14 protein-coding genes are annotated in these 18,864 nt (G+C 28.5%); 3 read left to right on the top strand and 11 right to left on the bottom strand.

Annotated elements, in window-relative coordinates:
• Positions 1 to 66: 66 nt before the first annotated feature.
• The 7 genes from Q1A15_RS15360 to Q1A15_RS15330 all read right to left on the bottom strand — a co-directional run bounded on the left by Q1A15_RS15360 (position 67) and on the right by Q1A15_RS15330 (position 4,844).
• Positions 67 to 507, bottom strand: a complete 441-nt coding sequence (locus Q1A15_RS15360; RefSeq protein WP_299625881.1) for a hypothetical protein — start codon at positions 505 to 507, stop codon at positions 67 to 69.
• Positions 508 to 589: 82 nt separating this feature from the next.
• Complete coding sequence (locus Q1A15_RS15355) at positions 590 to 1,084, bottom strand: hypothetical protein (RefSeq protein ID WP_299625878.1); 495 nt, start codon at positions 1,082 to 1,084, stop codon at positions 590 to 592.
• A gap of 2 nt (positions 1,085 to 1,086) precedes the next feature.
• Complete coding sequence (locus Q1A15_RS15350; protein ID WP_299625875.1) at positions 1,087 to 1,587, bottom strand: cupin domain-containing protein; 501 nt, start codon at positions 1,585 to 1,587, stop codon at positions 1,087 to 1,089.
• Entirely contained in the window at positions 1,565 to 1,747 is a 183-nt protein-coding gene (locus Q1A15_RS15345; protein WP_299625872.1) for a hypothetical protein, read from the bottom strand. The genes Q1A15_RS15350 and Q1A15_RS15345 overlap by 23 nt, the downstream gene beginning before the upstream one ends.
• The gene (locus tag Q1A15_RS15340) at positions 1,740 to 3,182 is read right to left on the bottom strand and encodes a sodium:solute symporter (RefSeq protein WP_299625869.1); all 1,443 of its coding nucleotides are present in this window, start codon (positions 3,180 to 3,182) and stop codon (positions 1,740 to 1,742) included. The genes Q1A15_RS15345 and Q1A15_RS15340 overlap by 8 nt, the downstream gene beginning before the upstream one ends.
• 100 nt (positions 3,183 to 3,282) lie before the next feature.
• The gene (locus Q1A15_RS15335; protein WP_299625866.1) at positions 3,283 to 3,918 is read right to left on the bottom strand and encodes an NAD(P)H-dependent oxidoreductase; all 636 of its coding nucleotides are present in this window, start codon (positions 3,916 to 3,918) and stop codon (positions 3,283 to 3,285) included.
• A gap of 98 nt (positions 3,919 to 4,016) precedes the next feature.
• Entirely contained in the window at positions 4,017 to 4,844 is an 828-nt protein-coding gene (locus Q1A15_RS15330; protein ID WP_299625863.1) for a redoxin domain-containing protein, read from the bottom strand.
• Between the two features lie 38 nt (positions 4,845 to 4,882).
• On the opposite strand from Q1A15_RS15330, the gene Q1A15_RS15325 reads away from it, so the two are divergent.
• The 3 genes from Q1A15_RS15325 to Q1A15_RS15315 all read left to right on the top strand — a co-directional run bounded on the left by Q1A15_RS15325 (position 4,883) and on the right by Q1A15_RS15315 (position 9,135).
• Positions 4,883 to 6,157, top strand: coding sequence for a DUF2851 family protein (locus tag Q1A15_RS15325; RefSeq protein WP_299625860.1), 1,275 nt, complete (start codon positions 4,883 to 4,885; stop codon positions 6,155 to 6,157).
• Positions 6,158 to 6,266: 109 nt separating this feature from the next.
• Positions 6,267 to 8,264 carry a polyphosphate kinase 1 gene (gene ppk1 / locus Q1A15_RS15320; RefSeq protein ID WP_299625856.1) on the top strand — a complete coding sequence of 666 codons (1,998 nt, stop codon included), beginning with the start codon at positions 6,267 to 6,269 and terminating at the stop codon, positions 8,262 to 8,264.
• A gap of 103 nt (positions 8,265 to 8,367) precedes the next feature.
• Positions 8,368 to 9,135, top strand: a complete 768-nt coding sequence (locus tag Q1A15_RS15315) for an SH3 domain-containing protein (RefSeq protein ID WP_299625853.1) — start codon at positions 8,368 to 8,370, stop codon at positions 9,133 to 9,135.
• 76 nt (positions 9,136 to 9,211) lie between these two features.
• Here Q1A15_RS15315 and Q1A15_RS15310 read toward each other — a convergent pair whose 3' ends face one another.
• The 4 genes from Q1A15_RS15310 to Q1A15_RS15295 form a co-directional block, all read right to left on the bottom strand.
• Positions 9,212 to 11,665, bottom strand: coding sequence for an alpha-ketoacid dehydrogenase subunit alpha/beta (locus Q1A15_RS15310; RefSeq protein WP_299625850.1), 2,454 nt, complete (start codon positions 11,663 to 11,665; stop codon positions 9,212 to 9,214).
• 124 nt (positions 11,666 to 11,789) lie between these two features.
• The gene (locus tag Q1A15_RS15305; protein ID WP_299625847.1) at positions 11,790 to 14,606 is read right to left on the bottom strand and encodes an aminopeptidase; all 2,817 of its coding nucleotides are present in this window, start codon (positions 14,604 to 14,606) and stop codon (positions 11,790 to 11,792) included.
• 99 nt (positions 14,607 to 14,705) lie between these two features.
• Positions 14,706 to 15,413 (bottom strand): TIGR00730 family Rossman fold protein, encoded by a 708-nt coding sequence (locus tag Q1A15_RS15300; RefSeq protein ID WP_299625844.1) that lies wholly within the window; start codon positions 15,411 to 15,413, stop codon positions 14,706 to 14,708.
• 723 nt (positions 15,414 to 16,136) lie between these two features.
• A complete protein-coding gene (locus tag Q1A15_RS15295) occupies positions 16,137 to 18,824 on the bottom strand; it encodes a CHAT domain-containing protein (protein ID WP_299625841.1) in 2,688 nt (895 codons plus the stop codon).
• Positions 18,825 to 18,864 lie beyond the last annotated feature (40 nt).

Genomic DNA, 18,864 nt, shown 5'->3' with positions numbered 1-18,864 from the left:
ATATATCTATTATAAATATAAAGCTTTATGAAAATTATAAGTGTTTTATGGTGAATTTAAATCTTGTTAATTGCAGTTTCTTTCTATAGGGCGATCAATCATTTCGCTTAAATTTTCAGCATATTTATTAGCGAATCGTTCTAGATTTTCTTTCACTATTTTACCTTCAGTATTAATTACTTTTTCTTCTATAAGTACAGTAATTGTATGTTTCCAACCTCTAGCTTTAAGTCTAGTAGATTCAATTTTAAAATTCTCTTTAGTGAAATATAATTTCTTGAATCCGCCATTAATATATCGACGACTTGAATATTCAACAAAGTCACCAATTTCTTCATTAGAATCTAATGTGAATAATTTTAATTCTGAGTTGAAAGTTCTTTTTTCATACTTTAAAATAACTTTATCGTCGAGATAAACTTTGCCGTTAGATAATTTTACTTTTTGAGCATTAATAAAATTAAAAGCAAGACAAAAAATAGCTGTAATAGTTAGTTTCTTAATCATAGTAAAAAGGTTTTAAAAAATTAGATTTAAAATTTTTCTATAATCAAAAAATATACCAACTACACGAATAACTAGTAAATCTTTAACCAGATAAATGAATTCGTTTCAACTCTTTCTGATGGAGTTTTATCAATTCATTTTCTAAATACTGAAGTATTTCTGGACAACCGCATTTATAATCATCGCATGAAATGATTTTTTGCTTTTTGTCTAGTTGAATCGTAATTTTTAAACTACTAGTGCAAGATTGATCACAACCGTATTGATTATTCAATTCCCAGATATTACTGTCTTCTATTTTGTGAATTAACTGTTCTAATTGTTGCTGAGAAACTTTTTGTTCTGATTTTTGATAATATTGAGATTTACTGTTGTTTTCTTCAATACTATTATTATTTAATTCCTCTGGATAGAAAAAAATAATACTGTCTTTTAGAATAAATTTATCGTAATGAAAAGCTCCACGTTCAATTGTAATTTTAAGAGACTTTTGTTGCGTTTTATGTTCTTTTTTCTTGTTAGAACAATCGATAAAAGTACAAGAGATTAAAATTAAAACTAAGAACGCTTTTTTCATTTCTAATGATGTGTAAGTCGTGTAATAATTTCTTCGTGTTGTGGAAATAATTCGATTAATACCTTTCGTTCAGGTAATACAAAATCATTAAAGTCAAAACCAGGAGCAACAGTACACCCTGTAAATGAAAAACTGTTTTCATTTACAACTTCGGCAGCAAACCAATATTGAGCAGGAACTACAAATTGCGGAACTTCATTGTTAAGTATGTCATTTCCGATAAGTACAAAAGAATATTCACCTTCAGGAGAAATCATATGTAATTTTAAGGTTGTTCCTAAATAGAAATGCCACATTTCATCTTGATTTATTTTATGAAATGCCGAAAAACTATCTGAAGTTAATAAGAAATAAATACCAGTACTGTGATTTCTATCACCAATAAAACTCTCTGATAAATTCTCATTTTTTATAATTCCGTCACTTCTATAAGTTTCTTTAAAATATCCACCTTCAGGATGTTGTGTAAGATCAAATTTATTAACTATCTCTTGTGCTGTCATTGTTTTCTTCTGCTTTAACTTCGTTTGCTTTTTTTATAATTGCTTTTAAACGTTCTTTAGTTCTTTGCTTTTCTAGTCGAAGCTTGTTTTCTTTTTGCTTCATTAATCGACTATGTTTAGCTTTATTTACTGTGTTTTTAGCTTTTCCTTTTTTAGACATTCTCTTTAGTTTTAATGAATAATAATCCTAGAAAAGTTAAGAATCCGTTTAGAATTAAAATAGCAAAACTGAAATCGAAACCTAAACTGTTTTTACTGTAATTACTAATTAAAAAAGTAGCTACAGGAGCTATAACACAAACAAAAGGAACTAATTTATCTTTTACTTTAAGTTTGGTAAATAATCCGAATGCATATAATCCTAAAAGCGGACCGTAAGTATAACCAGCAAACTGAAATATTTTTGCAATTACACTTTCATCAGCAATAAAATATTTAAATATCAAAATAGTAATCACTAAAACAAAAGAAAAAGCCACGTGAATCTTCTTTCTAATTTTTTCTTTTTCTTCTTCGTTTTCTTTTTTATCGATTTCTAAAATATCAATACTAAAAGAAGTGGTTAAAGAAGTTAAAGCACTATCTGCACTAGAATAGGCAGCGGCGATTAAACCTAATAAGAAAAATAAAGAAGCCACAATACCAAGTTCACCACTCATGGCTATAGTAGGAAATAATTGATCTTTGTGTGCATCGATACCATTTTGAACAGCAAAATCAGTTAATAAAATTCCTAAAGCTAAAAAGAAGAAGTTAACAATTACTAGAACTAATGTAAACCAGAACATGTTCTTTTGAGCATCTTTTAAACTTCTACAAGTAAGATTTTTCTGCATCATATCTTGATCAAGACCAGTCATAACTACAGCGATAAAAGCACCAGATAAAAATTGTTTCCAGAAATAATTTCCAGCATTTACATCTTCAAAGAAGAAAATTTTTGAGAGTTTACTTTCAGAAACATAACTGAATAAACTTTCGATTTGTAACGCATCTTTAATGGCTAGAATACAAACACCAACCGCAATCAACATAAATAAAGTTTGAAGCGTATCTGTCCATACGATTGTTTTTATCCCGCCTTTAAAAGTATACAGCCAAATAAGCAAAATAGTAATGGTTACAGTCACCCAGAAAGGAATTCCGTAAGCATCAAATAAAATCAGTTGTAAAACATTTGCTACTAAGAATAACCTAAAAGCTGCACCAATAGTTCTTGAAATCAAGAAAAAAGAGGCTCCGGTTTTATAACTACGTTCACCAAAACGTTCTTCTAAGTAAGTATAAATAGAAGTAAGGTTAAGTTTGTAATACAACGGTAGTAGTATAAGACCAATAATGGCATATCCTAAAATATAACCCAACACCATTTGCATATAACCCATTTGCTGATTTTCTACCCAACCAGGAACAGAAATAAAAGTAACTCCAGAAAGCGAAGCACCAATCATTCCAAAGGCAACTAAATACCAAGGAGAAGAATTGTTTGCTTTAAAAAACGTTTGATTGTTTGCTGATTTACCTGTTAAATAGGCAATTAAAATAAGTACACTAAAATAAGAAACGATTAAAAGTGTAATATGTATTGGTTGCATTAAACTGAATTTATTTGGTACTAAGATAGGAATAAATAAAAAGTGCAGATAATAATAAAATTACCCGCACTTTTAAACAAAATAGTCCCCAATTAAATTCTTACGTTATATCAAAGATTACTTGATCTATATTTTTTCGAACTTTCTTTAAATCTTTCATATAGTCGTCTTCAGCTCTAAAACCTAACGGTAAAACTAGTACTGATTGTAAATTTTTTTCTTCTAAGTTTAAAATTTCGTCGTATTTCTCAGGAACAAAGCCTTCCATCGGACAAGAATCGATGTTTTCTACAGCACAAACGGTTAATAAGTTTCCTAAAGCAATGTAGGCTTGGTTTTTATTCCAAGTGTATAATTCTTCTTGTGTCTTTTTAGAAAAAGAATCCATTAAGAAATCTTTAAACGGATTTAAAATCTCGTCTGGAGTATTTCTAATTTCTTTTACCAACTTAAAATATTGTTCAACATCTTTAGCAGTTTGTTCTTTTGGAATACAAATAACTAGTACGTGAGAAGCTTGAACAACTTGTTGTTGATTCCAAGAATGCTCAACTAATTGCTGTTGAATTTCTTTGTTTTTAATTACGACTAAACTCACAGGTTGTAATCCGTAAGAAGTTGCAGTTAAATTAAAAGCTTCTTTTACTGTTTGTATTTGTTCTTCTGATAAGTATTTATTTTCGTCAAATTTCTTAACGGCATAACGCCATTTTAAACTATCTATAGTTGTATTCATTGCTTTCTTTTAAATCTAATGTCACTGCAAAATTAAACTATAGTTTCTCTGTACTTAAAAAATAGGATTGAAAAAAACTATAGTAATTTCAATGAATTCTATGATGAATGTTTATTGATGATTTCTAGGAATGTAGCAGGCTCAGGACGAACACGATAGTTGTCTGTAAGGTCTGCAAAAATTACAGAGTTATCTTTATCTGTTATAATTACTGTAGGAAGAACAACATCAGAATCGTATCCTAACAATTGGAATCCCATTGGTAATCCGTTTTCATGAACTAAATCTAGAATCTTTGCATTTTTGTTATTTACATCGACTAAAAAATGAAAAGGAACCTTATGTTTTTTAGCTAAGCTGCTGGTAAATTCATGAGGTTGAGAACTAATTAAAAAGACTTCTGCATTTTTTTGAGCTAGTTCTTTATAAGCGTCAGCAATCTCTTTTATTTGCGCCATACATAACGGACACCAATTTCCTCTGTAAAAAAGTAAGATTTTAAAATCACTTTTTATGTTGCTAATTTCTATCTGTTCTTTTTTATCATTTTCAAAAGTTAGTAGCGGTAATTTTTTTCCTACTTGAATTATACTGTTTTCTCTATTTTCTAACTTAGAATACCAAGTGATATATAAAAACCATCCTAAAGCTAAAATTAAAGCGCTACTAATAATGTTTATGTCTAAAGAGAAAAAGGAAATTGCGGTTCCTAAAATAATAGGAAGCGTATAAACAATTAGATTTTTACTTGTTCTAGCTACAGGTTTTATAAATAGCAAACTAAAAAATAAAATAATAGGTATGCTAATTAGTATAATCCCTAAAAAGCTAAAATCAACACTAAAGTTAAGTATAGCTTTAACAAAATAAACAAGAGCTAAAACGGGTAAAACACTAATAAAAAAAGATTTCGCAAGATTTTTCATACATTTATTGTCGAAAAAAGAAAAAGAAATTACAGGCTATGAAAGAAAAAATACTCCATTATATATGGCAGCATAAGCTATTGCGTTTATCTGAGCTAAAACTAACTTCAGGAGAATCAATTCAAATTTTTAATGCAGGTTTTTTAAATGAAAATTCAGGACCAGATTTTTCTAACGCTAAAGTAGCAATAGAAGATATTATTTGGTTTGGTCATATTGAAATTCATGTAAAATCTTCAGATTGGTATCAACATCATCATGAAAATAATAAAAATTATGATGCGGTAATTTTACATGTCGTTTATGAGCACGACGTGGAGGTTTTTACGAGAGGAAATAAAGTATTACCAACACTAGAATTGAAAGATTATATACCTTCTAGTTTTATTGAAAAATACAATACAACCTTTAACGGGATTTCTCACTGGATTCCTTGTGAAAAACAAATCAGTATTGTAGATGATTTTACATTTAAAAACTGGTTGGAACGTTTGTATTTAGAACGCTTAGAACAAAAATCGGAGTTTATACTAAAGTTGTTAGAAGAAGTGAATTATGATTTTGAAGCTGTTTTATTTCAATTATTAGCGAAGAATTTCGGATTGAAAGTAAATGGTGATGCATTTTTAAAGCTAGCAATCTCTTTAGATTTTTCCATTGTAAGAAAGATAGGAAGAGATGAATTTAAAATGTATGCATTACTATTCGGACAAGCTGGTTTTTTAGATGAAGAAATATCAGCATGCCAATATCAAGAAGATTTGAAAAAAGAATATCAGTATTTAAAACACAAGTTTAAACTGAAACTATTAGCACCAAATGCATTTCAATTTTTTAGAATGCGTCCTAGTAATTTTCCAACGATACGATTAGCTCAACTAGCTTCGTTATATGTGACTCATAAAAGTTTGTTTGCAAAAATTATAACTTCAGAATCACCCGAAGATTTTTATACTCTTTTTAAAATAAATATAGCTTCGTTTTGGGAAACACATTACACATTTCAGAAAAGTTCTAACACAAGTAAAAAACGATTAACAAAATCATTTATCGATTTACTCATTATAAATACTATTGTGCCTTTAAAGTTTGTGTATCAAAAGTATAAAGGAATTTCAAATGAAGATGGGATAATGAGTTTAATGCAAGCTTTGCAACCAGAAAAGAATTCAATAATATCAGAATTTGAAAGTCTAAAAATTTCATCAGAAAACGCATTTGAAACTCAAGCATTGCTTCAATTAAAAACAAATTATTGTGAGTATAAAAAATGCTTGTCTTGTAATATTGGTAATTATCTACTTAAAAATTAAGGTAATAATAAGTTTACAATAAATTAAAAAAGGTTGTAGATTTATATAATACATTTACAGGATATTCATTTCATAAATAAGTATTTACAACGAATTAAACTACCAATCCTTGAGCTTAATTAATAAACAATATTATAATAGAGATTTATCTTGGTTACGATTTAATCATAGAGTATTACAAGAAGCAGCAGATGAAAGAAATCCGCTTTACGAGAGAATTAAATTCTTAGCTATTTTTTCTTCGAATTTAGATGAGTTTTTTAAAGTTAGAGTTTCAGATATTCGTCAAATTAAAGAGTTAGATAAACCACTTCGAAAAAAATTAATATCAAAACCAAATAAGCTTTTAAAATTAATAAAGAAAGAAGTAGATAAGCAGCAAGTTAGTTTTGGAGATATTTTTAGAAATCAAATTATACCAGAGCTTAAAAGTCATAAAATACATCTGGTTGATGAAAATAAATTGACAGTAGCTCAAGAAGAATTTTGTATTAGTTTTTACGAAAAACTAATAGAGAATAAACAAATAGAAGTTAGTCACGAACCTTTCATAGAAAACGAAAAGCTTTACTTGTATGCTGTCAAAGAAGGAAAGAGTTTTTGGATGAAAATTGATAAAATTGATAGGTTTGTTGTATTGCCTAAGACAGAAGATGAAGAACATTCGATACTATTTGTTGATGATATTTTTCGCTTGAATCTCTTAAAAGAATTTGATGTAAATTTTTATGCTGTAAAAGTATCTAGAGATGCAGAATTGTATATCGATAATGAATATTCGGGAAATTTATTAGAGAAAATTAAAGAGTCATTGCCAAAAAGAGATACAGGACAAGTAACTAGAATATTAGTTGATGAAAAAATTCCAAAAGAATATTTAAAACAATTAGAAGTAGCATTAGATGTAAACGATACTGATATTATAAAAGGAGGGAAGTATCATAATTTTAAAGATTTCTTTTCTTTTCCCAACCCGACATCTACAGATTTAAGTTTTACTGAATTACCACCTTTACCAATCCAAGAATTGGATAATTACAAAAGTATGTTCGATGCTATTGTAGAAAAAGATAGACTTTTTTCTTATCCGTATGAATCGTTCGATAGTTTTTTACGATTTATAAATGAAGCTTCTGAAGATAAATTTGTAACCGAAATTAAAATGACATTATATAGAATGTCTAGTGACTCTAAAGTTGCCAAAGCTTTAATTAAAGCTGTAGAAAATAATATTGATGTTACCATTTTTATAGAGACCAAAGCTAGGTTTGATGAAGAAAATAATATTAAATGGGGGAAGATTTTAGAAGAAAAAGGAGTAAAAGTTTTTTATAGTTATCCAGGAATAAAAGTACATTCTAAGATTCTTTATGTGAAAAGAAATAAGAACGATAAGGAACAAAGTTTTGCTTACATAGGAACTGGAAATTTTAATGAAAAAACAGCAAAAATCTATACTGATTTTGGTTTGCTAACGGCAAAAAATAAAATAACTAAAGACATAGCAAATGTGTTTGCTGTACTTGATAGAAGTTTAATCACACCAAAAACTAAAAAGTTATTGGTATCTCCATTTACAACTAGAAGCGGATTTACAGAGCTAATTCAAAACGAGATTGATAATATTGAAGCAGGAACAGAAGCTAGTATCATTTTGAAATTGAATAGTCTTCAAGATGAGAAACTAATTAATCAATTATATAAAGCCAGTAATAAAGGAGTAGAGATAAAAATTATTTGTAGAGGAATATGTTGTTTAGTACCTGGAGTAAAACTACAAAGCGAAAATATTGAAGTTGTAAGTATTGTAGATCGTTTTTTAGAACACGCACGAGTTTTTATTTTTTCTAATAAAGGAAAAGAAAAAGTCTTTATAGGTTCAGCAGATTATATGACGAGAAATTTAGATCATAGAATTGAAGTTGTAACACCAATTACCGATATTGATCTTCAACAGAAAATAAAGAAAATAATCAATTTACAATTGAACGATAAAGTAAAAGCAAGAATGTTAGACGAAGCTCAAAGTAATACTTATGTTGAAAATATTGAAGATTATAAGCAAAGTGCTCAACATAAAATTTATGCTTACTTAAAAGATTACTAAAATAGCTTAAAAACTAGCGAAAATAAATTGAAAACTATTTTACAATAACTAAAAAAAGATAATGTTAGTTATAATTATATATTTGTAATTAAAATCAAATAAAATGAAAAAAATATTTATTGCGGTTGTTTCTATTTCTTTAATGGTAGTAAGTTGTAAAGGTGAAGTTAATACTTCAAACAACTCAGCTACAGAAGTTAGCGACAATTCTGAAACTAAGAAAACAGAAAATACATCTTCAAAAGAAAATGATGAATCTGGTGATGCAATTTGTTTACTAGACAAGCTTTCTGTAAGAGAAACACCAACAGCTAAAGGTAAATGGATTACTTCTATGAGCTTAGGTGAAAAAGTATATTTTACAGGAGAAAAGCACATCGATTCTGTTACTAAGAAAGATTATTTTAAAGTGAAATTAATCGACGGTAAAGAAGGTTGGTCTAGAGCTCCGTTTTTAGCAGTAAACGGTAAAGTAGGAGTGATAACTCAAAAGACAAGCGTATACAAGCGTCCTGATTTATTAACTAAAACTGAAAATGAATTCAGTCCAATGGATATTATTGCTGTAATTGGAAATCAAGATGATTGGGTTCAAGTAAAAGGTAAAAGAGCTACAGGAAAATATATTGAAGAGGTTTGGGTAAAATCTAACAATATTTCTGATAAGCAAGTAGATATTGCTACAGCTAAATTTGCTGGAATCGCTTTAACTAAACCAACAATGACTGATAGAATTAAAGCTTTACAAGAAGTTGTAGGGAATTCTGATTTTGCTGAATCTTCTTTTATTGGTTTAATTCAAGAGAAAATTAAAGATTACGAGTCTAAAAATGTTCCTGTAGATGTTCAGGATGTTAAAGTAGAAGAGTAAAAAAGACTTTATTATAAATTAAAAAACCGATGATTTAATCATCGGTTTTTTTTGTTCTTGCTTTTATATGATGAGTTTAGTACAAACTCTTGTATTTTGCTGGATTTGCTTCGTGCATAATCTCATATACTTTTTCAAAAATATCTTCAACAGATGGCTTAGAGAAATAATCTCCGTCAGTTCCATATGCTGGTCTGTGTGCTTTAGCCGTTAACGTTTGTGGTTTACTATCTAAATGTACATAACCATTTTGGTTTTCTACAATTTCTTGAAGTAAATAAGCAGAAGCTCCTCCAGGTACATCTTCATCAACCACTAATAATCTATTCGTTTTTGCAACAGATTTTACAGTATCATGATTAATATCAAAAGGTAATAAACTTTGTGCGTCAATAATTTCGATATCAATTCCAACTTGTGCTAAATCTCTAGCAGCTTCTTCAACTAAACGTAAAGTTGAACCATAAGAAATTACAGTTAAATCAGTACCTTCTTTAATTGTTTCTACAACACCAATTGGAGTTTTAAATTCTCCTAAGTTGGTAGGTAAAGCTTCCTTAAGACGATATCCATTTAAACATTCAATAATTAAAGTAGGATCGTCTCCTTCTAAAGCAGTGTTATAAAAACCAGCAGCTTTAGTCATGTTTCTAGGAACTAAAACATGAATACCTCTTACATTATTTATAATTCCACCCATTGGAGAACCAGCATGCCAAATTCCTTCTAAACGGTGACCACGAGTTCTTATAATTAATGGAGCTTTTTGCTTTCCGAAAGTTCTATAACGTAGCGTTGCTAAATCATCACTCATGATTTGTAACGCATATAATAAGTAATCTAAATACTGAATTTCAGCAATTGGTCTTAAACCACGCATTGCCATTCCAATACCTTGACCTAAAATTGTTGCTTCTCTAATTCCTGTATCAGCTACACGTAATTCACCAAACTTCTCTTGTAATCCTTCTAATCCTTGGTTAACATCTCCGATATATCCAGAATCTTCTCCAAATACTAAAGTTTCAGGATGTTTGCTGAAAATAGCATCAAAGTTATCACGCATAATAATACGTGCATCAACCATTTTCTTTTCGGCATCATAAGTTGGTAAAACTTCTTTTACGTTTTTAGTCGCTTTTTCAGTTTCACTATATAAATGTGTAGAGTACTTATTAGCAGCATCACCGATACGTTCTTTAATAAAGTTTTGTAACTCTATTTTTTCAGCGAAGTTTTCATTTACAAGTAATTGTAAACTCTTTCTACAAGCTACTAAAATATCTTTACGAATAGGTTCTACTAATGCTTCTAAATCATTTTTATATTTTGTAATGAATGAACCATTGTTACTTTTCGCAGCTACACGCTCTAAAATTCTTGTAGCTAAACCTAATTCATTTTTAATTTCATTAACAAAGTTATTCCACGCATTACGTTTTGCAGTACTAACTTCTCTTTTAATTTCTTTATCTAAAGCAGTAAGATCTTCTTCACTTTCAACAAAACGTAAAGTATTACCAGACTCATCAGTAAGTTCGAAGTCAAGAATCCATTCTCTTAATTTAGAAATACAATCGAATTCTTGTTCCCACTTTAAACGATCTTTAGATTTATATCTTTCATGAGATCCAGAAGTTGAGTGTCCTTGTGGTTGTGTTAATTCTTTTACGTGAATTAAAACCGGAACGTGCTTTTCTCTGGCAATTTCAGCAGCTTTATTATATGTATCAACTAACTTTACATAATCCCATCCGTTAACAACGAAGATTTCGTAACCGTTAGTGTTTTCATCTTTTTGAAATCCTTTTAAGATTTCAGAAATACTTTCTTTTGTAGTTTGATGTTTAGCATGAACAGAAATACCATATTCATCATCCCAAACACTCATTACCATTGGTACTTGTAAAACACCAGCAGCATTTATAGTTTCAAAGAATAATCCTTCACTTGTACTTGCGTTACCAATTGTTCCCCAAGCAACTTCATTTCCTTTATTAGAAAAGTTTGTAAAACCTTCTAATCCTTCTACATTTCTATAAATTTTAGAAGCTTGAGCTAAACCTAATAATCTAGGCATTTGTCCAGCAGTAGGAGAAATATCAGAAGAAGAGTTCTTTTGTTGTGTTAAGTTTTTCCACTTTCCATTTTCATCAATAGAATGTGTTGCGAAGTGTCCACCCATTTGACGACCTGCAGACATTGGTTCTTGTTTAATGTCTGTATGTGCATACAAACCTGCGAAGAATTGTTGAGCAGTAAGCTCTCCAATGGCCATCATAAAAGTTTGATCTCTGTAATATCCAGATCTAAAGTCACCATTTTTAAAGGCTTTAGCCATTGCTAACTGTGGTACTTCTTTTCCGTCACCAAAAATCCCGAATTTCGCTTTACCAGTTAAGACTTCTCGTCGACCGAGTAAACTGCATTCTCGACTCAGTTTAGCGATTCGATAATCATTTAATACTTCTTTTTTAAAATCTTCGAATGATATCTGTTGTGAGTTTGGTACAGCTACTTTTACAGTCATATATAAAAAGTTTTAATTTTGGCTATTGCTGCAAAGATAGTTTTTTTAAATGAAATTTAAAAATTGGCTTTTTTTTTGAATAAATCGTAAAAAAAGAAAAAAAAGAGGTGTTTTGTTGAATTATCTATAATAAACCACGACGTAAAAAATTATAAATACGATCTAAACTCGTTGTGATCACAAAACGGATTTTTTGTGGATATGCTCTTTGATTCACTTCAAAACCTTCATTGGTATAAATTGGAAAGTAAAATTCTAAGATATTAGGGACAAAGTTTAATCGAATTCCATTTTCATAGAAGAATTTGGCATTCTGATTCTTACTCTTTAACATTGCTAAATCATTATATATTTCTGCCCATCTCCATACACTTACACTTGTATTGGCAGATAGTAACATTTGATTTGCAAAAACAGGAGTTTTAAAAAAGGATTTAAAACCTCCATCAGAAACTACAAATTGTTGACTGAATAATCCTGATCGTTCTGATCTTCCGAATAGATTTTGTTCAAATAAATAATCAGAACTACGGTTCAGACCAAAACTAAAAAAATCACCTTCAGAATTATTATACAAGAAAACACCACCAAAGAAGCGTAGATTAAAACTTTGTTTTTCTGTAAAGAATTTTAAATAGCGAATATCTGTAGAGAATTTTGTGAAATTATCTGCAAATTCTCCGTTAATAGCATATTGAAAACGCTTAATAACATCAGGTTTGCTATAAATATATCTAAAGTTTAAAATTTGATATTTATCACTTTCTACTTCAGTATCGGTTGGATTTATTTCACGGTCTACGTATACAATTCTAGAAAGTAAAAATTTAGTTCCAACATCACGGAGAGAATTCCTTCGAAATTGAATGTTTACAAAAGGAGAGAAGGTGTTGTAGCTCAACTCTGGTGCATAATGGAAATTACTACCGCTAATTCCATATCTAATTTTATAAATTTTAGATTCTTCCAAAAAATGATCGTATCCTAAAGAAAAAGATCCGGTTAAATTTTCACTTCTGAATGCATAGTTTGGTGTAATACTAAAATCGAAGTTATGGCGAATAATTGCTCTGTTGTTAAAATTTACACCGAGAATCATTCCGTCGTATAAATTAAATTTTACATTTGGATTAAAGAATACTTGATTGTAATTTGGATCTTCAATATCTTTTAAAAATCGAAATTGAATAGGTTTACTAATGAACGCATTATTCGGTTTTTTATAATTGTTCAAGAAATTATACTCCGGATAAATTTGTTCATAGTTTAAAGCCAATTTATCATAGTCACCAGCTTTAATCTTTACAGTTTTTACACTATCTACATCGGTAACCCAAGTTTTAAAGCGTATAGAATCATTTTTAATTCCATACAGAGAAACTGGTGCCGTAATATTACGTTTGTTCTTAATTGTTACGAGTAGCGAATCTTCAGCTTTTAACTGCTGAACTCTTTTAAGTTTATAATCAATTTTTTTACTTGTATTTACATAGTCGCCAAAAAACCAATCTAGTTTTTTATCTGTATTACTTTCTAATATCTTTCTGAATGTTTCTGAACTAGTAAGTTCTAATGCGTTGTTTTTGTAGAATTGTTTAAATGACTTTTTAAGAATATCGTTACCAATAAAATCTTTTAAATATTTGAATCCTAAACCTGCTTTATACTGACTCACCACTTTTCTGTTGAAATTAGACAATGAATCTGCTCTCGTTGTTAAAGGCTGATCGAAAAATCGTCTTGCGCTAAATTGATAGAAAAATGAATATCGATCGTTCTGTTTTAATTTCGCTAAGTTGTAACTTTTGAATCCCCATATTTTAGAAAAACGACCAAATACAGTTACATCAGGATAATATTTATTAATGTATTCCATCATTAGGAATGTTTCAATTCCATCACACAACCAATAATCTTTTCGGTCATTTAGCAAAAGAACATCGTTAATATATTTGTTAGTTAAAGCTTTAAAAAATCTGATTTCCCATTTGAAATTTTCAGGATAAGGTCGTAACCAATTAGGAATACCATAAATATCTTTCAAAGAATTTTTGTTTACAGTATTTCCATCTACTAGAATTTCTACGTGTGGGTGAGTTCCTATAAAATCTTCAATAAAAGATATTTGGCGATTTACAATTTTATTAGCTAGAGTTAAGTCGATCCGTTTATCAAAAATATCAGTCTTGATTTGAGAAGATATAGTCTTGAAAACACGGAATTTATTTCGTCTACTAATACTTAAAATAATGTCTTTTTTTCGTTTTCCTATCAAGTAATAGTTTTTCGAATTAGCTTTTTCTGTTTCGTATTGATACAGATTACTTTCTAAATAATAATCTTTTGGAATATCTAAGTTTATTGAAAAATCTGCAACATTTTCATACAAATCATCCATATTTAAATTACTCATTAATTGCCAGCCATTCTGATAAATCGCAGGAGTTAAATACCAAAAACGTAAATGATAACCATCGCCAGTTTTACCGTAACCTGTAAATTGTGCTTTTGGAATTTTAATAGTGTAATTTGCAGATATTGCTATGCTGTCTTTCGGTTGTAAAGAAGAATTCAGTTGAATTTCAATAATATCGTTTTGATTTCTCACTTCTTGAAAATCTAATTCTTGATTGTTACTAGTTAGAGTATGTATTTTAGAATAACCACGATCTTTATCATCTGCGAAATAAAAATCTTTCTTATAGTCTTTAATTAATCTTTTTCCTAAAGGAGTATTATTGTTTTTGAAACTATTACTCCAGTTATGAAGAAAAATGCTAGTTAGAGAATTCTTTGATGTATTATGATACATGATTTTTTGCTCAACATGGAGTAGGTTTTTATCCATGTCTAAGCTTGCAGAAATCTCATGTGAATTTTCCTGACTTACAGCAAAGAAAGATAATGATAGGAGGGTAGTATATAGTATCTTCTTAATCAACTTACATTCAAATAAAAAACTCGTTGTAAAAACAACGAGTTGAAGATAAAGTTTATTTTTTAAACTTAAGTATGTTCTGTTTTTTTAACAGTAAGCGTATTAGAAGTTTGGTTTTAATTGATACTTCGCATAGAACTTATTGAAATGCTCAACAGCTTCTTCAGCAGTATCAACCACTCTAAATAATTTTAAATCACCTTCGCTAATATTTCCTTCTTCTAATAAAGTATTCTTAATCCAATCTAATAATCCGCTCCAGAATTTTTTACCAACTAAAACAATTGGGAAACGACCAATTTTATGTGTTTGAATTAATGTAATCGCTTCAAAAAGCTCATCCATAGTTCCAAATCCACCAGGCATTACCACAAAACCTTGAGAATATTTCACAAACATTACTTTACGAACAAAAAAGTAATCGAAATCTAAACTCTTTCCTGGATCAATCCAAGGATTATCGTGTTGTTCGAAAGGTAATTCGATATTTAAACCAACAGAAGTACCTTTTCCTCTATTTGCTCCTTTATTACCAGCTTCCATGATACCTGGTCCACCACCTGTAATTACACCAAATCCGTTTTGTGTAAGTTGATAACCAACTTCTTCAGCTAGTTTATAATATTTATGATCAGGTTTAGTTCTTGCAGAACCAAAAATAGAAACACATGGTCCAATTTTACTTAATCTCTCATATCCATCAACGAACTCAGACATGATTTTAAAAATAGCCCAAGAATCATTTGTTTTTACCTCATTCCATGTTTTTTGCTGTAGCTTTTCACGGATTTTTCTATCGTCGTTTGTCATTTTATCAATTTTTAAAGGACTTGCTAATTTAGTGCTTTTTTTTAGATTACGAAGTGTTAAAAACAAACAAAGGAGAAACTAATGTTTCCCCTTTTGTTTTGTAAAAAAGATTTCTTTTTCATCACTAACTTTTTTACGTTTTCTTTTTCATAAACTTTTCCTTTCACAATTTCCCCGTTTGACGTTTCATAACAATTTGTTTCTTTTTCTAGCAATTTTTTGATTAAACCAAACAAACATATAAACTATATGTAATGAGAAATAACTCTTGAAATTTGTTATTTACACCCTTATGTTCATTTGGAAGGAAATTGTTACCCTCTTTTTCTGAAAAAAAATGAAAAAAGTAAATAAAGCCTATAAATCCTATGAAATAGTTAAGTACAATCATCTTCAGAAGTAAAATATCTTTAATTAGTATAAGTTGTATCTGATAATATGATGATTTTTCAAATTACGAAGTATTATAAACAAACAAAGGAGAAACATTGGTTTCTCCTTTTGTTTTGTAAAAAAGATTTCTTTTTCATCACTAACTTTTTTACGTTTTCCTTTTCATAAACTTTTTCCCTTCACAATTTCCCCGTTTGATGTTTCATAACAATTTGTTTCTTTTTCTAGCAATTTTTTGATTAAACCAAACAAACATATAAACTATATGTAATGAGAAATAACTCTTGAAATTTGTTATTTACACCCTTATGTTCATTTGGTATGAAATTGTTACCCTCTTTTTTTGAAAAAAAATAAAAAAAGAAGAGAAAGTACGAAAAAGCCTATGATATAGTATAAAGTATAATCACTTTTAAAAGTAGGAGCAGTGTCTCCAATTAAGATAAAAGAAGCCCAATAGTATGGAGATTTTTCTGAAAGTGTATGTGTTTTTAAATAGTTACGTTTCGCATTATTTAATGCTTCCGATTTAGATTGATGATCTTTTAAATTAGAGTAAAAATCGGTCATTAATGAAGTTGTGGCAACATCATTTACTTTCCATAATGAAGAAACTACAGATTTAGATCCAGAGTAGAAGAAACCACGTGCTAGGTTTAGAATACCTTCCCCTTTTTTAAGTTCACCAAGATTGGTTTCACAAGCACTTAATACAACTAAATCAGCATTATTTTTATAAGTATATAACTCATGTAAGTTTAAAGAATCTTTGCTGAAATGTACTACAGGTTTTTTAGAAACATCTGCATGTGTCGCCAAATGAATAATCTTAGCATTAGCTGCATTTTTAAAGAAGCTGTCTTTAGTAACACTATTCCCTGTTAAACTTAATCCATTTAAATTGTCACTAATAGTATTGATTTCTTTTTCAGAATACTCAAGAGAAGTTAATTTTTGATTTTCAAAATTAATCGGAGCAAAACCAGCAAATTCTTTTGTTTGAGTTCTTTCGATATTGTTGTTGATATTCGAAAAAGACATTGAATATGCGTAGCTAATATCATTGTCTTCAATCAGGTATGAATTAGAAGATGTATCAGTAATAAAAGCTTCAAAAGGAATATTTTGTAATTGATTGTCGGGTATAATAGTAAGTTGTTTTCCTTTTATAAGTTCTTGAATTTCTTTTGTTGGAAATAAATTTTGATATAAATAATAAGATACTTTATTAAACTGAATAATTTCTTCCTTAGTATTTAAAGGTTTAGCAATAAGTTGACGGTATAAATTTAAATTCTTTTGCAATGTATCAATATTTGAAATAGCAAAAGGAATTGTTTTGTTTTTTGAAATTAGTAAACCAGAAGAAATATTATCAATAATTTCTTCATCTTGTAAAGCATAGGAAATAATAATTGTATTATCATTTATAGTTTTTTGTACTTTATCTAAAGAAGTTAATTGTACTTTTTGTTTACTTTCAAAATGTTTAGGATACGCTAATTGTATAGAATCTTTAAAGTTTTGATAATTAAATTTTATATCAAACAAAGAATCTTTTAATTGTTTGTTTTTAGAAGCTTTATTCTCTAGCTCTAAAATTTGCTTTTTATACTGAAGTTCTCTTTCAACAATGTGGTTAGGCAAGTTTAAAGAATAATTATTGTCATTAATACTTTGTGTTAATAAGAAAGCTTTATTTTTTTCTAAATATTGAAATTGTAAATCTTTATCACCTAAAACTCTAGCTGCATAAACTCCATAATTGTATATTTGGGATACGTCGTTTCTCCAAGAAAATTGTGTGCTAGATTCTGTACTATCCTCTAGTATTATTTCAACAAGTTGATCACTAATGTTTACTGTTTCTATTATTTGATTTAAAAATTTAGAATTCTTCTTTTTTAAATAGAGTTGTTTAAGTATTTTTATTTTTGTACTTAGAGCTGTTAATAGATTTAGTCGATCGATAGTTTTGATTAATTGAGATTTGTTTGGTGTCAGATTTTCGTTAGTTAAATTTAAACTTAGTTGTATTGATTTGTTTATATAATGATATGCCTGTAAAAGATTATTTGAATTCAGTGAGCTTTTACTTAATATTCTATAATTTTCTGCATTAATTAATTTTTTGTTTTTTATATCGTAGTTTTTTGTTATTTCTAAACTTTTATTAATATAATGTATATACTCTTTTTTATTAGAAAGAAGTAAAAGTTCCCCGTAATTCATGTAATTCAAAGCTAATTGATAATAATTATTTTTTTTTATAGCTAGGGATATTATCTTTTTATAAAAAAAAGATGCTTTGGATGAATTGTTTAATTTGGCATATAAGTTAGCAAGACAAGTATAAATAGCATTTTGTCTCCTATTAGTATATAATTGAGGATTTTGTTTTAAAAGAGTTTTAGCATTTTCTAAATAATATACTCCAGTTTCTATGTCTTTATTATCGTTTAAATTATAAGAACTTAATGATAAGTTAACAGAGTTAGTTATTACGTTTCCTAATGTTCCATGTTTTTTTAATAGTTCTACACCTTTAATGTAGTAGTCTAAAGATTTTTTATTTTCTCCGTATAATCTATATAAATATCCAATTTCACATAAAGCTTGAGCTTTTTTTTTGGGGAAAAAGTTTAATCTGGATGCTTTTTTAAAAAGAATCAAAGCATTATTAAGGTCACCATTTTTTTTACTGTAAAAAGCAGTAATATATAAAGCATTATGGTAATCGGAATCGTTTAGCTCATTGTTTGGATAAAATTCTAATTCTTTTTTTGCGTATTTAAGAGCTAAATCATATTGCTTTTTTTTGAAGAAAAAACTTGAAATACTATTTAAAAACAAAGTTTTTTTATTGATGTTTTTTAGTTTAGATGTAATGCTATCAATAGTTTTATGATTCACAGCTAGTTTTTCTTCTAGAATAAAAATATCATTAACAGATGAATACTGAGAATAAATGTTAATACAAGTTAATAAGCTTGCAAAAAGTATTTTTCTATAGAACATAAAATGAAAAATAAAACATTAATTTACATGAAGCTATATA

It is taken from the genome of uncultured Tenacibaculum sp. (assembly GCF_947495995.1).
Lineage (GTDB): Bacteria > Bacteroidota > Bacteroidia > Flavobacteriales > Flavobacteriaceae > Polaribacter.
The sequence above is the reverse complement of the archived record's forward strand: the minus strand, read 5'-3'. Positions and strand labels throughout refer to the sequence as shown.

What these genes read in the sequence shown, in the direction of transcription:
- Q1A15_RS15360 (WP_299625881.1), bottom strand. Translation starts at nt 507, where the DNA reads ATGATTAAGAAACTAACTATTACAGCTATTTTTTGTCTTGCTTTTAAT.
- Q1A15_RS15355 (WP_299625878.1), bottom strand. Translation starts at nt 1,084, where the DNA reads ATGAAAAAAGCGTTCTTAGTTTTAATTTTAATCTCTTGTACTTTTATC.
- Q1A15_RS15350 (WP_299625875.1), bottom strand. Translation starts at nt 1,587, where the DNA reads ATGACAGCACAAGAGATAGTTAATAAATTTGATCTTACACAACATCCT.
- Q1A15_RS15345 (WP_299625872.1), bottom strand. Translation starts at nt 1,747, where the DNA reads ATGTCTAAAAAAGGAAAAGCTAAAAACACAGTAAATAAAGCTAAACAT.
- Q1A15_RS15340 (WP_299625869.1), bottom strand. Translation starts at nt 3,182, where the DNA reads ATGCAACCAATACATATTACACTTTTAATCGTTTCTTATTTTAGTGTA.
- Q1A15_RS15335 (WP_299625866.1), bottom strand. Translation starts at nt 3,918, where the DNA reads ATGAATACAACTATAGATAGTTTAAAATGGCGTTATGCCGTTAAGAAA.
- Q1A15_RS15330 (WP_299625863.1), bottom strand. Translation starts at nt 4,844, where the DNA reads ATGAAAAATCTTGCGAAATCTTTTTTTATTAGTGTTTTACCCGTTTTA.
- Q1A15_RS15325 (WP_299625860.1), top strand. Translation starts at nt 4,883, where the DNA reads ATGAAAGAAAAAATACTCCATTATATATGGCAGCATAAGCTATTGCGT.
- Q1A15_RS15315 (WP_299625853.1), top strand. Translation starts at nt 8,368, where the DNA reads ATGAAAAAAATATTTATTGCGGTTGTTTCTATTTCTTTAATGGTAGTA.
- Q1A15_RS15310 (WP_299625850.1), bottom strand. Translation starts at nt 11,665, where the DNA reads ATGACTGTAAAAGTAGCTGTACCAAACTCACAACAGATATCATTCGAA.
- Q1A15_RS15300 (WP_299625844.1), bottom strand. Translation starts at nt 15,413, where the DNA reads ATGACAAACGACGATAGAAAAATCCGTGAAAAGCTACAGCAAAAAACA.
- Q1A15_RS15295 (WP_299625841.1), bottom strand. Translation starts at nt 18,824, where the DNA reads ATGTTCTATAGAAAAATACTTTTTGCAAGCTTATTAACTTGTATTAAC.